Below are 14,369 nucleotides of genomic sequence, written 5' to 3' on the forward strand. Positions count from 1 at the left end.
GCAAGCTTCTGATACTTAAGAATAAAATTGCCTCAGTCCTTAGTTTCTGCTATAATCATAGCCATCTAAGAGTAGTTGTAGAACTCTAATAGTTTTCATCGTATTCTTCCTCTTAGCACAAGCGTAATATCTAAATCCGTTGGGATAACGTAGTTTAGTTAGAGCATTGCAATATTCTCTTGCATGAGTGTAAACTAAACAGATATTACTACCGGTTTCTTTTAATTATCTTATTTAGCAAAACATATGAGTGAAAATCAACCCGTATGTCCACATTGCCAATCAGAGTTCACTTACTTTGATGGTACACAACACGTTTGTTCAATGTGTGGCGAATCATTTGATCCAAATGCAGCACCAGCAACTACAGGTGAAAAAGTATGGAAAGACGCATTTGGTAACATTCTCCAAAATGGTGACAGCGTAACCTTAATTAAACCATTAAAAGTTAAAGGTACTAACATCACTTTAAAACAAGGTACGAAAGTAAAAAACATTCGTCTTGTAGATGGTGATCATGATATTGACTGTAAAATTGACGGTCAAGCATTTGGCTTAAAATCAGAATTTCTGAAAAAAGCCTAATCTCCATTCATTTTGTTCATAATTTCCTCTTATTTTAATATTGGAAGTCCAGCAAGGTTAAAAAACCTTGCTTTTTTTTGTGAAAAAAATTTTGCAAATTGTTCAACCTGTGCTAAAATAAAGATCCACCCGCAAAAGGTAACAGAATTTTAGGATAAAGCAAACTCTTAGATTTTTCTTTTTTCAAGAGTTATGTGTTCCTTGTTAAAATAAATGTTGTAATGTATATGTATGATCGAGGAGCTAGGTAAGACCTAGCTCCTCTTTTTTGTTGGGGATACCGCAAACACAATTTGAAAGCAAGCTTTGGCTAGAAATATGAGGTGTATGTAAACATAGGTAATATGTAAAAATAAACAAGAGTTTGAACGGCATTCGGTCTAAAAAACGCATAAAATATTCTTTACAAAATTAAGAAATTTTCGCTAAAATAAATTCTAGTTTAGCTATTTTAGTCTAAGCTTTTCCTATTTTAACTTCTCTCAATTATTGTATTTCTATGTCAATGACTCAAGCTAGTCAAGCGGATGTTGAACGTCTGTTAGCAACCGTTGACTTATCATCTCTCAACTCAAACTATCGTATTTTAGTAAAGCAAGCTGCAAATTTTGCCGCTGCCGAGACTAATTTAACTAGTCTGTTAAGTAATATTGCTGCGCTAATTTACTCTAGTCTTAAAGATTTAAACTGGGCAGGTTTTTACCTAACTCATGTCCCTGAAAATACTCTTTATCTTGGACCATTTCAAGGTAAAACTGCATGTAATCGTATTGCCTGGGGTAAAGGAGTTTGTGGCACTGCAGCCGCAACGCAAACTACCCAACGCATTGCTAATGTGCATGAATTTCCAGGACATATTGCCTGTGACTCTGCTTCAAACTCTGAGTTAGTGATCCCGATGCTTGTCGAACAACAAGTTATCGGAGTACTAGATTTAGATAGTCCGTTATTTGAACGCTTTAGTGCAGAAGATCAAGTAGGCTTAGAAGCTTTAATTACAGTTCTAAGTGCTCGTTTAGCAACTTTAGATCCTGTACAATTTGCAGCATATCGCTAATTTTAGCAACGCACAAGGCTCGGCATTTTGCCGAGCCTTAGTTTGTACTATATTTTGTAAACTTACGAGTGCTGATAATTCTAGCTAATCTTCAGTGTTTTCACCCATAGCATGAGGTACTTTTACAAACAAGCTTTTACCTGTGAGATAGAATTGTCCACCTGCTACATAGTGAATAGGACGTAAAGAATCAGACACGCTTTCAAGTTCCCAGTGTCCATCTCTAAAGACACGATCATCAGCCCAAGCACCTACTACTTGTCCAATAAACAAGTCGTATTTTTGTGCCATTTCCAGTTCGTCGATTAATTTGACTAACAACCAAGCAGCAGCTCCTGCTACAAAAGGATGATCATCGGCATTTTCGATATGCACAAACTCTACTCCAGCTTGGGTTACTTTAGCTGGATTAGTATTTTTAGTATTTGAACCTACGGCTAATACTAAAGCTGCTTGTTGCGCTGTTGGTATTTGAACTACCACGTATCCTGATTTAGTGAAAAGTTTACGGGTATAGGTTGCTGAATCAACTACCATGCTTACTTTATCAAAGTCTAACATTTGTACCCATGCTGCAGACATAACATCAACATCATCGTGATGCTTAGCCGATAACATAGTTACTGGACCGTGATTAAGTAAACGGTACATTTTATCTAAAGCTACAGGTTTTATTGTCATAATTTTAAACTTCTCTTACTTTTGGAGTTTATGATTATGCGAGGTATTATACTCTATTTTTCTTACTTAGCCAATCCAGCTCAAGAAAATTGTCGAAAGTTAGTTTCTTCAAACTATGTATATATCGTTGTAAGAACAAACTAATACCCAGCTAAACTTATCCCTTGCTTAGAGCTTTGTATCAAAATAGAAAAACACTATGGTAATAAAGCCAAGTGCATACATCAGCAACATCGGGATGTTATCTAAACTAAAGAAGATAAAGAATCCAAAATATATCAACAGGACAACCGTCGCTATATCAATAATCAGACGAAATACGGTCATCCAAGCACTAAATAAATTAAATCTACGGTAATAATAGTGACAAAGCACTGCTGGAATATAGAGACATAAAGTCACTATAAATCCAGGAATATAATCTGATAAAGCCATGCTTACTCCTAACTAAGTGCAGCCTTTACCTAGGGGTAATACTGTATTTGTAGCTCATAGTTAAAGTTTTTATTATTGCCAGCTTATAGCTACAAGAACTTCATGTTTATATTGTACGCTATTTCTAGGAAAAATTATATTTTAAATCCACAATTTAATAGTAGATCCTTTTAGCAAAAGACGCAATACTCCCAAGCAATAGAGGATCACTAAAAATTGCAGTAGTCTCATGCGGTAGATCCAAATGATACCAAAACAATAAAAAAAGAGTAAAGCTCTTACACCTTACTCTTAAGTTAAAAAAATCAATCAAACATTTGCGGATAAACGTGGCTAGTTTAGAGACTAAACTTGGCTAGTTTTCCGTATAAGCTTTAGCCTTTTTGTTGTCTTTCATGGATTTCGGCTTTAGCTTTACAGTTAATACATAATTCTGCGGTTGGACGTGCTTCTAAACGACGCATCCCAATTTCATCACCGCAACGATCACAATAACCGAAGTCAGGATCGTTTTCAATACGTGTTAAAGTTTTATCTAATTTTAAGATTAGACGACGTTCTCTGTCACGGTTACGTAAAGTAATCGCAAAATCAGATTCGTGATCTGCTTGGTCTACTTCATCAGCATATTGACCTTTTTCTTCCGCCCAAGCTTCTTTAGTTTCATCTAATTGACGTAATAAAGACTCACGAGTTGCCATAATGATCTTTTTAATATGATCTAATTGGCGAGGATTCATGTAATCGTCTTCATCACCTTCAAATTGATAAGGTTTAATACCTAAGGTTTCTAATGACTTAGCAGTAGCTTGGTATGATTTTTGGTCAATATTTGATTCGATACGTACGATTTCACGTTCAGTATAAGGTACGATTTCTTTTTCAATTACCACATCAGCTAGATCACGTGTTAAGTGATCATCACCTAATAGGTCATTGAAATTATCATCAAAGTTATCGTCACTTACATCGTCATCATCAAAAGATACACTGCTTTTCTTACCTTTTTTCGGAGTTTCTTCTTCGAACTCGTCAAAATCATCATCTAATGTATCTTCTTCGTAATCTTCTTCATCTTCAATTTCAGGTACGAATAAATCGTCATCATCAAGCGATAAAGGCTTAGTTGCTTTTGTCGCTTTTGTTGCCTTTGTTGGAGATGCTGCTTTAGTAGCTGTAGTTTCTTCACTTGCTTCTTGAACAAGAGTTTCATCTTTACGTGGACGACCACGACCACGTTTTGGTTTAAATGAGTGGACAACTTTAGTTGCACTTGCATCTGCTTCTGGAGCTGTAGTTCCAGCTGCATTAGCTGCAGCTGCTGCAACTAGAGCTTCAGTAAGAGCTTTAGGTTTGCGTCCACGTTTTTTAGGAGCATCAGCAAGAGTAGCCACAACATTAACATCGGTAACTACAGTATTACTTGCTGGTGATACTACAGCTTTAGCTGCGGTTTGGTCTTTTCTTGGACGACCACGACCACGTTTAACTTGTTCTTGTGTCATGATTTGTTCAACTTCTCTGTGTCTTATCTGCAAAAATAATTTGCAAGATAAGTTTTTGAAATAATGACTAGTAACTAGTCAAGATTTCGCAAAATAATTAGCGCAATAAAGTCTAAAAATTTCTTAGCCTGATTGCTATTAAATTGGTAATAAATAAACCAAGTCCTGAAAATAAGCTGCTAATTTCTGTCAAAAGATTAAGAAAAATATTTCAACAAAAATTAACCTAATTTTTACCCCGCGTATTATATAAAAAATTTATATGTATCTCTGAAATATTTTTAACAAAGTCTTAATTTGACGCTTAAACCTTGTCTGGTGACCGTTTTAAGCTTAGATTTTGCAGTTATTGCGCAATTATTTCCTACCAAATTGCAGAAAATAACTAGTAAGAAAGCACTCAAGCAGCGATACCTAAATTTAAGGCGATTTTCTCTTAGCTATTTACTAGAAAAGGGAGTAGGTAAAAAATTAAAATTCAATAAGGTGATACAACCCAAAGAGACAATCTTTTACAAAAATGATCTCCCTTAAAAATAATCTTTCACTGTCACTAGCGATAATTTAAAAACATCTAGAAATACAAAATACACTAGGGATTAAAGGCTTGACATTATAGCAGGCTAACCATAGCTATGTTTAATTATTTTTTACCAGCGAAACAAATCGAAATCTCATAGCTAAAAGCCAAGAAATACTCTAATTATGAGTGAGTTCTTTTTCCTATAGTGTCGCTTCTTAGCATTGAAGCTTTAATAGTACAGCTAATACTTATCTCAACTACTTGTATCCAATGTAGGTTATGGTAATTAAAGAAAGCTTAGCTTTGTCTTGGGCAAAGAGGGATAAGTCTTTGGCTTGCTTAACTGTAACTGGATTATCCGTTGTAGTTATTGTAGTTTTAGTTTCTTCAAGTTCATATCCAGCAGATTTTGGTTCTGCAAGTTCATAAGGAGACAACTCTTGTTCTGCAAGTTTACGTTCATTGCTTTTTAGCTTATCAAGATAAGTCTGCCACAAAGCATGCTCGGATGTAAATTCACTACATTGCCATTGAACTTCTAAACCGGCAAACTCCATGCCCATTTGTAAGGTCTTATCTTTTTTATAGGCTGGTTGAGGGTGGAGAGCTAAGAGTTTAAAGAGAATTCTTTGCAAGTACTCATGCTTATGCAAACTAGCTTCTTGAGGATTTTGTGTAGAGGGTAAATAATCTAAATCTACCAGACTTAAAGCTAAGTTAGCTAAGATTTCCTCATCGACGTTCCACACTACATTATTAAATGCAGGGAAAGTAGCTTGGGATGTACCAAGATTAATACCAATTCCTTGCTGCGTAAAATTATCCTCTTCGTTATCTTGCTTTGCTTCTGGTTCTTGTAAATCTTGAGCAAGAGTACTTACGTAGCCACTACGTACTTCTTGTCCAAGAATTGGACTATCTGCAAAGGGAATATAAGGCTTAATATCAATAATCGGGGTTTGATCGATTAAGTCACATCCAGAAACTACAATTAGTAGCTCGTTACTTTCAGCATGATAAATTACTTGTTCCAGCTTAACTAAAGACAAACTTAAATTATTGGGACGAAAAGGACTACGACTGGCAAAGACCCCTACTTTTTTATTCCCTCCTAATCTTGGAGGGCGAACTTTAAGACGTAGTTCATTATCTGCATGGGCATTTGCATGAAAATAACCAATTAGCCAAAGATGACTAAAGGTCTCTAATTCTTCGACCGCTTGAGGATTATTGTAAGGTTTAACTAGGCGAATACAACTATATAGTTCGCTAATTAAATTACCTTGTCGTGGTACAGAAAACTTACCTGTTAACAGCGTTTGAATATAACCTATAGGTTGGATTTGCATAGTTACCTTAGTTTCGTGAATAATTATCTTAAATTAGTGGTACAACTCAGTTAGTGAATAAGTATCTTAAATTTGAGGTACAGCTCAGTTAGTGAATAAGTACCTTATGGTAGTTAATATGTTAGTTGTTAACTTAGTTTAGAGCATAATTATTGTTAATCGTGAGGTTGCCTTCATTAATTATGAAGTGGAGGCTTATTTCGTAGCGGTGGTTATATGGATTTAGGCTAAAATATTAGGAGAGAATTATGATTTTATCTTGGCTCTACTTGAGCTATTCTTGATAGTCTGACATGTAGAATATTTTAAAAGGCTGCCATTCAGAACTAAAGTCATAATTTAGTTTCAGAATTACCTAGCAACCACAACTTTCTCGTCGTGGATAGGCAAAACCATATATAATCAGATCTAAAACCTAAATTATACCTAAATTTTTCTAATTGTTTCCCTATGATTTCCTTATTTATAAGGGCTTAAAAGGGATACTTAATTTTGTAGTTTAGTTAAACTCACCGTCTCTACTAAAAATATGACATACAACGTCAAAGAAAAAACTAAAGTCTATTACCAATTAGCGGAAGTCATTGCTAATACGCCTAGCTATGTGATTCACATGGGGGCTGATGGTATGACTAATGCTTTTATGCAACAGCCTTTTACTCGCTATTTATTAGCTGGTGAAGGTCATGAAATCTATGCTCACTCGGCTGCTAAATTGACCGAGCTTACGAACTTCGCGTTTGATGAACAGGCTTACGATGAACATCCTTTTCACTTAACCATTGGTGAACAAGAGCGTGTCATTGTCGCTAACAATTATGTTAAACGCCAAACTCTAGCTCATATTGCTGCCTGGCAAGCCATTGCCAATAATGCCAACCTCAAAGAAGATGAATTCGTGCTAGTAATGCAAGACGATCTTCTGCTTGAAGCAGATTGGCCAAAATATCTACAATTAACATTCCACTTAACGCGTCAAGTAAGTAAAGAGTTATCTAAAGTAGATGTAGAACAAGTTAGTTTGGTTAACTTATTAGTTAACCAAGCGCAGAGATACTCTGCGCTCGAAAACGAGTACAACGAGTTCTTTACGCACGATCACGTGGTTTACGATGATTTTATTACCAACTTACGCCTCGTTGATTTCAAACAAAGTGGTCTGTTCGCTTACTTTATTAAAAAATCCGCAGCGCAAGAAATTCTGGCACGTCTAGAAGCTCAAAGCAATGCACTTAAGCCAGCTCCTAAAAAAGCTAAAGGGAAAAAAGCACAGTCCGAGCAACAAGCTGCTGCCCAAGCTCATAAAACCATTTCTCAGCCTTTAGCTAATATTCGTCACTACTTAGGTGAAGATCTAACGCATCGTATTGTGCAATGTTTACCAAGTATTGGTCGTGCTTTTGATCCGGAGTTAGCATATAAATCTAACCAAGAATGTATTGACTACTTAGACACAACTGATCATAGTAAATTACACTATTCTGAAGATCGAAATCACTTAAATAGTATTATTCGTGCAACTACCCTAGCCGAGCACAACGATCACGATGCCACACTCGAAACGCATAAATACGTAGTTTACGAAGAAGGTAAAGAGGCCGAATTAGGACTGTTCTTTAGTCGTAATGGCACTAGTGCTTATGACTTTGAACCATTAATGATCCCTAATCCAGATCGTCTAACTAAAGAAGAACTTGCTGCTTATTATCAACCAATTGCTTATAATCCGCTAAAATTCGAGCGTATTGCGCGAGTTTTAGATATTGAAGAATGGAAGCAGGCATATATCTTTACTGAAATTGCTCGACGCAGCAAAGATAACAAGGCATTTTTACCTAATGACTGGCTAGTAATTGTGAGAGCTAATCAAGAGTTAGCTCCAAATTGGCGTCAACGTTTGAGTTATATGATTAAAGCCAACAATGGTATTAACCCTCTTAACTCAAATGAATTAAACTTCTTAATGCTCGGGCATCCTAGTCTTAATTATTTAGACTTCCCGAGTCTAGATGATTTACGCCAAATGTATAACTTAAATGTGAGTTCACACTCACAAATTAACGCTGATCCAGAGTATCATCGTTTACCAGGACAAGCTAAACGTTTTAGTCAGTTACTCTTTAATAATTTAGAGTTAACTTTCCCGCCGTTCTTTGCTCTGCGTAGTCATGTGCTTGATCCGTTACGCAAAGAGCGCAGACCAGATAAGTATACTTCTTCTTACTTCTATGGCTATGCTGGGATTATCTTACCTGCGCTTAGTCAAGAGCAAGAAACTAGTACACTCGATAGTGCCCTTGTTGAAGCTCGCATTTCTTTAGAAGCAACTGTCCAAGCAAGTAAAACTAAGTATGCTGCTAAACCAGCGGTTACTTTCCCAAGTTTTGAGCAAGCTGCTAAATACGAGAAAGATCGTCTGAAGAAAGTGGCTAAACAAATTACTAAAGTACGCGGCACACCGTTAACGTCCGAAGAAAAAGCCGAGTTTAAAGCTAAAGAGCAAACACTAAATAAACTTAGTCCGGAGCAACAAGAGCAATTTGCCCTGCGTAGTCCGCTAGCTAAAGTAGCGCCTGTAGATTCGTCGCCGTTAAATACTTTACCTTATAAACCAGGCATTAATCCTGAAGGGATTAAAACCCGTGTAGCGGCAAGTATTGAGCAAGCTAAAGCAGGAGTACGCGATCATTTACGTGGTATTCGCAAATATGTAATCAATATGGATAAAAATCCAGAACGTCTTGATTACTTCTATAACCAACCGAATACAGCTGAATTTACGCGCTTTAGTGCTATAGCAGGAGCTAACTTAACTCCTGAAGAATTAGCAGCTAATTTCGATCAAGAGAAGTTTAAAGAACGTTTTGGACGTTATGCTTCACCTGGTGAAATAGGTTGTACGCTTTCACATCGTGCAATTATGCTCGAAGCGCTACATGATCCAAACATTGGTGAAAACGAGTTTATTTTAATTGCCGAAGATGATGTGCAACTAGCTCCAGACTGGTATGAAGTAGTAAATAAACTCCTCGAAAGTTTATCTCTCTATCCGAGTCAAGGTATTGCCTTAAGTAATCTACTTTACTTATCACAACTCAAATATTTAGATGATAAAGAGAGCTTAAATACAGATTACATCTATACGCGCCAAACGATGCTGCGCCAAGTTGGTAGTCTGAGCGAAACCTCACGTGAGGCTTTAGAGCTCGGACGTATCACGCCACCGCAAAATAACGGTCGAGCGAAATTAATCCAGATGTCAATCTTTAATCCAGGTGGTTCGGCTTTCTACTTAATCCGTAAACGGACGATTATAGAAAATGCAGAACTTCTCGAAAGCCCTGCATTCTGGTATGCAGATAGTTTTAACTATTATTCAGCTTTCCCGACCTATAACACGCTTACCTACTTATCACCAGTATTCTCGCGTCAAAATGATGGTTTACCATCCTTAATTGAAATCGAGCGTAATGCTGCTGAACGTCAAATGCGTGTTGATCGTCGTCACTCTTACGATGCAATGTCGGGACGCTGCATTAACCTCAAAAACTTCTATGTGCGTCAACGCACCTTAAGTTTAGAGGAAATTGCACAAAAATTCCCGAACTGGAATGTAATTCCTCGTCCGTCTTTAAGCAATTATAATGAACAAGCTCTAGCTCAAGAAGTGGATATCCCTGCTCTAAGTGAACACTTAGGACGCGCACCAACTGATGATGAAATCTTAGACATCATTCAAATGCGCGACTTTATCTTCACTTCTTCGCGCTCTTTAGCTCAGTCGTTAGATATTCTGCTAACTGTTGAAGACGACATTGAAATTAGTGATGACTTCTTTGAGCGAGTGAATAATGGTATTCTTTGGATTAACCATTGCTCGTCTACCTTATGTTACTACGGGGTAGTAGGGGCACGAAATCTAGAGATTGACAAGCATTATGATTTAGAGACCCTTTCGGCATTAACTAATTATAAGTTCGATGAAGAATTCTCATTCCGTCGTGATGATGAGAAAAACGTCTATGCTCTTTTCAATCATCAGCATGTACTGCCAGATACCAGTGCATTCTGGTTATTTAGACATAGCTATAAATATAATGCTATTAGCGAACCTAGTCGCTTACCTGCTAATTACCTAGAAAACTACTGTACACCTGCCGAAGAATATGAGAAAATTTTCCATAATCCTCCTATTGCAGGTTACAAAGGACAAAGCGAAGAATAATCGCTTGCTTAGAGCTCTTAAAGATTATCTTTAAGAGCTCATTTTTATGATTGTCATCTCTAATGCCATGTCAAAACAAAAATACTAGTACCTAAAATCTCTCAACCCTACGAAAACCACTGGCACTTACGTCCTGCAGCTCTAAGTTCACGTATAATATACGTACGATTTTCATCTATATGGTATGAGTGTATGTTACAACACACCAACTCTTTAAAACTTAACCTCGTTTACGCTGAAATTGCCGCGCATTTGCCGACAATTATGATTCATCTTGATTCAGCAAAAATCGCAGATAACTTCCTGTACCAACCTTTTGTGCGTTATTTACGCAATGGTAATTTTCATGAAATCCATGCTACGAGTTATGAGCAAATTGCTCAACAAACTGGTATGGTATTCGATGAAAACGCCTATAACCAACATCAAATTGCCAATATTCAAGCTAACGATTACACTAAACGTCAATCTTTAGCCCATCTAGCTGCATGGCAGCATATTGCTAATGATCCAGCTCTATTTAACCAAGACTGGGTATTAGTCTTACAAGATGATATTTCTCTCGAAAAGCAATGGTTACAAAAAATTAACTTTGCTTTAGCTTTTTTCCAGCAGCAAACTCTTGAAAATACCGATTTAACCAAAGTTAAGTGGATTAACTTACTAGATACTTTTTACCAACAACACGAACTGAATGATCCACCATTAGAGAAATTTGCGGCTTCCTATAAGTATGACTTAGCTTTTGCGAAGGCAGGACAACACTACTTACGCCTGACCGAAGTGCCTTTACAAGCTTTAGGTGCTTACTTAATCCGTAAAAGCGCCGTACCCGAGTTTATTGCGCGTGCGCAAAAAATTAGTGTTTCAAGTCCGGCATTACTCTATACTCAGCAATTACATTTACAACACGGAGAAATCTATCAGCATGTCCCAAGTATTGCTGTACCACTTATAGCCGATCATAATCACTTAAGCTTAGAGCAAGAAAAACAACGCCAAACTGAAATCGAAAGCGGCAAGGTTTATCAAAAACCTTACCTGCATTACTTAAGCAAATCGCACGTGCAGCGAATTATGCTTACTTAGAAGATAAAAGTACTTACTTAGATATTTCTTGTACTTTACCTAAGTTTGTGTTCTATTTTGAGGATCAAGCTGATTCACTAGCTGAATTCTATCTACGAAATCCGCACTGTAAAAACTTTATTCCGCTAGCAGTACCTAATCCACATAAACTAACAGCAGCCCAAATTGCTCAGCACTGGAGTTTTACGCGCCATATCCCAGATAAACAAAATCCAAACTCTGGCTTAAAAGTGATGGATTTTCATAGCTGGACATATATCGAGTGCTTAAACTTAGCCTATGCTTATTGCCAAAAATACTACGGCTGTCTACCTAATGATTGGGTATTAATGGCATGGTCGCATGAAGAAATCGTACCTAATTGGCAACTGCGTTTTAACTATCTAGCGTATGCCTGTGCTTACTTACCTCACTATAGTGAAGATATCAGTGGCATTCTCTTAAACCACATCGAGTTCAATCCGCAAGAACAATTAACACCACAACAACTTGAAGCAACCTCTAGTGTTAAGCTTGCCAAAAATAATTTCCTCGAACTTGATGAAGAATTTATAACTGGACAAGCAGGTAAACCTTTTTACCTCTCTCAAGTTATTTCTCTTGCCTATTTTAACTTCTTATTTAGCGCTATGCGGTTTAAAACCCTTGAGAAGTTTGCCCAATCGGAACAAAAGATTTACGCTAATTTAGTAGTCGAAGTTAATCCAAACTTATATGCTTTAATGCCGAGTTTAGCGACTAGGACGAAAAACCTAGAAGAGGAATATTTAGTCATGCGCAATGTGCAGCACGAACTACAATCTCTTGCTAAGGCTTACTCTTATCGTCATCCTCCTAAACCGGCAATTAGCATTAGTGATACTCCTTTTAAAGGACGCAAAGCTAAACCTTTACCTTGGCAAAAAGAACGCCAAAAACAAGGCATGGTTGAGATTGCTGACTTTAGTTCATTACAAACAATTAATCAGCAATACACTCAAGTGGCAAGTGTGGATAGTTCGGAATATAATGAGTTAAAGATACAACCTAATGCCATAAGCTTGTGTAATCCGCAACCTTATACGGCTATAGATCTACAACAAGCGCAAAGTGGTATTCGCGATCATATTCGTGGCATGCGCAAGTTTGTGATTAATCTTGATCGTAATCCAGAACGTTTAGCAAGCTTTAAAGACAATCCTGAGGTTGAGGAATTTGTCCGTGTACCGGCTATTGATGGCAAAGCATTAAGCCCAGAACAAATTGCGGCAAGTTTTGATCAGGAATTGTTCCATAAGCATTATCTACGCTATGCAACAGTCTCGGAAATTGGTTGTGCTCTTTCGCATCAACAAATTCTGCTCAATGTCTTAGCAGATGCGTCGATTGGGGATAATGAGTTTGTGCTTATTGCCGAAGACGATATAGTTTTATACCCAACTTGGTATGGGCATGTCAATGAAATGCTTGAAGCTCTACTACCTAATCCAGTGCATAACATTATTGCGCTCAATAATGTTATGAGGAGTTCGTCATTTAAATTAGGTGATATTGAACAACAGGTGAAGAGTGCAAATTTAAATTATGATCCGAGCATCGTACACACGGTAAATAACTTACCTTATTTAGGGAAAGATCGTCCAGCACTCCCAATCTTAACGCATAATAATGCACGTAACACTAGTCTGGTTGGCGTAAAAGAGTTCACTCCTCGCGGTGGTGGTTTTTACTTAGTACGCAAACGTGCTATTCGTGAAAATCAAGAGATGCTAACTGGAAAATGCTTCTGGTTAGCCGATGATTTTGCGCTTATTCTCAAGCATCCTTCGACTAATGAGTTAGCTTTTGGTTTACCAATCTTTTGCTATCAAAACTATTCTAAATTACCGTCTAATTTAGAAGAAGATCGTAAACAAAGTGAATTAAATCAACTTAAACTCGCACGCAGAAATCCGCTCGACAAAAACCAGTACTATCAAAAACTTGATAAGTCGCTATTCTACGTGCTGCAACATAGTCTTTCACGCGAAGAGATTCTGCAAAAATATCCTGGCATGCGTATTATTACTAAACCTGATATTCAAAGCATTAAGCCAGAAATCTTAGACAAGCATATCGACTTTGCAGCTCTGAGCCAACATTTAGTACGAGCTCCGAGTGAGGAAGAAATCTCTGATCTGATTATGATGCGTACTTTAGTGCATCATGTGGAACAGGAGTATCATGGTCGCATACAAATGATTTTCTGTATTCGTGATGATCAGGAGTTTAATAAAGAAATACTTAAGAAAGTCTCTAAATATATCTATTGGGTATCTAACCGCGGCACTTTAATGGCTTACTACGGCACGCTTGGAGCACCTGGACAACCAGAGAATCAGGTCATGAATTCCCAAGAGTTCAAAGAATTTACTGGCATGGAAAGTTTCGAACATTGGTTAGTCTCGAAAGAGGATAATATGGGAGTTGATTATCATGCTGATAAATCAATCCTCCCTAGCCTAACGGCTTTCTGGTTTATGTCCAATAAAATAAAACTGGCTGCTCTCCAACAACCAAGTAAATATCCTGCAGCTTATCTGCAGAATTACTTCTATACTCAAGATGAGCACGAGATTGCATTTGCTAATCCTCCAGTTTTTGTGCCACGCAAAGATTAGTTGGATAAAGCAAATAAGCCACACCTAAGAGAATCCACATAAGTGAAGCTTCTCTGACATAAAATTGTAAATTAGTGACACTCTAGTTAGCAAAGTTGACTAGCACGAAAGCACTAGCACAAAACATAAGTGTACTAGGCAAAATGCTAGTGCTAGGCTACTAAGCTCGCAAAGAGCTCACACTAATAGCAAACACCATTTAATAAAGGGTAGTACAAATGTACTACCCTTTATTTATTACCAGCTTAAGCCTAATTTCCAGAAAATTTAAAGTCTTCAAT

9 protein-coding genes are annotated in these 14,369 nt (G+C 37.2%); 5 read left to right on the forward strand and 4 right to left on the reverse strand.

Going from position 1 to position 14,369, the window contains the following annotated elements:
• Positions 1–246: 246 nt before the first annotated feature.
• Complete coding sequence (locus tag CKF58_RS03315; RefSeq protein WP_119530949.1) at positions 247–585, forward strand: zinc ribbon domain-containing protein YjdM; 339 nt, start codon at positions 247–249, stop codon at positions 583–585.
• Between the two features lie 499 nt (positions 586–1,084).
• Complete coding sequence (locus CKF58_RS03320; RefSeq protein ID WP_245959231.1) at positions 1,085–1,642, forward strand: GAF domain-containing protein; 558 nt, start codon at positions 1,085–1,087, stop codon at positions 1,640–1,642.
• Positions 1,643–1,726: 84 nt separating this feature from the next.
• On the opposite strand, the gene CKF58_RS03325 is transcribed toward CKF58_RS03320, so the two are convergent.
• The 4 genes from CKF58_RS03325 to tsaA all read right to left on the reverse strand — a co-directional run bounded on the left by CKF58_RS03325 (position 1,727) and on the right by tsaA (position 6,135).
• Positions 1,727–2,323, reverse strand: coding sequence for a flavin reductase family protein (locus CKF58_RS03325; RefSeq protein ID WP_119530953.1), 597 nt, complete (start codon positions 2,321–2,323; stop codon positions 1,727–1,729).
• Positions 2,324–2,491: 168 nt separating this feature from the next.
• Entirely contained in the window at positions 2,492–2,758 is a 267-nt protein-coding gene (locus CKF58_RS03330; protein WP_119530955.1) for a hypothetical protein, read from the reverse strand.
• A 374-nt stretch (positions 2,759–3,132) separates the two neighbouring features.
• The gene (gene dksA / locus CKF58_RS08680) at positions 3,133–4,263 is read right to left on the reverse strand and encodes an RNA polymerase-binding protein DksA (RefSeq protein ID WP_119530957.1); all 1,131 of its coding nucleotides are present in this window, start codon (positions 4,261–4,263) and stop codon (positions 3,133–3,135) included.
• A 780-nt stretch (positions 4,264–5,043) separates the two neighbouring features.
• Positions 5,044–6,135: a tRNA (N6-threonylcarbamoyladenosine(37)-N6)-methyltransferase TrmO gene (gene tsaA / locus CKF58_RS03340; protein ID WP_119530959.1), complete on the reverse strand. Its 1,092-nt coding sequence runs from the start codon at positions 6,133–6,135 to the stop codon at positions 5,044–5,046.
• A 529-nt stretch (positions 6,136–6,664) separates the two neighbouring features.
• Between tsaA and CKF58_RS03345 the strand changes: the two genes are divergently transcribed.
• The 3 genes from CKF58_RS03345 to CKF58_RS03355 all read left to right on the forward strand — a co-directional run bounded on the left by CKF58_RS03345 (position 6,665) and on the right by CKF58_RS03355 (position 14,088).
• Positions 6,665–10,360 carry a glycosyltransferase family 25 protein gene (locus tag CKF58_RS03345; protein ID WP_119530961.1) on the forward strand — a complete coding sequence of 1,232 codons (3,696 nt, stop codon included), beginning with the start codon at positions 6,665–6,667 and terminating at the stop codon, positions 10,358–10,360.
• Positions 10,361–10,552: 192 nt separating this feature from the next.
• Positions 10,553–11,449 (forward strand): hypothetical protein, encoded by an 897-nt coding sequence (locus CKF58_RS03350; RefSeq protein WP_119530963.1) that lies wholly within the window; start codon positions 10,553–10,555, stop codon positions 11,447–11,449.
• A gap of 47 nt (positions 11,450–11,496) precedes the next feature.
• Positions 11,497–14,088, forward strand: a complete 2,592-nt coding sequence (locus tag CKF58_RS03355) for a glycosyltransferase family 25 protein (protein WP_119530965.1) — start codon at positions 11,497–11,499, stop codon at positions 14,086–14,088.
• The last annotated feature ends 281 nt before the right edge of the window (positions 14,089–14,369 follow it).

It is taken from the genome of Psittacicella hinzii, from assembly GCF_003585935.1.
Lineage (GTDB): Bacteria > Pseudomonadota > Gammaproteobacteria > Enterobacterales > Psittacicellaceae > Psittacicella > Psittacicella hinzii.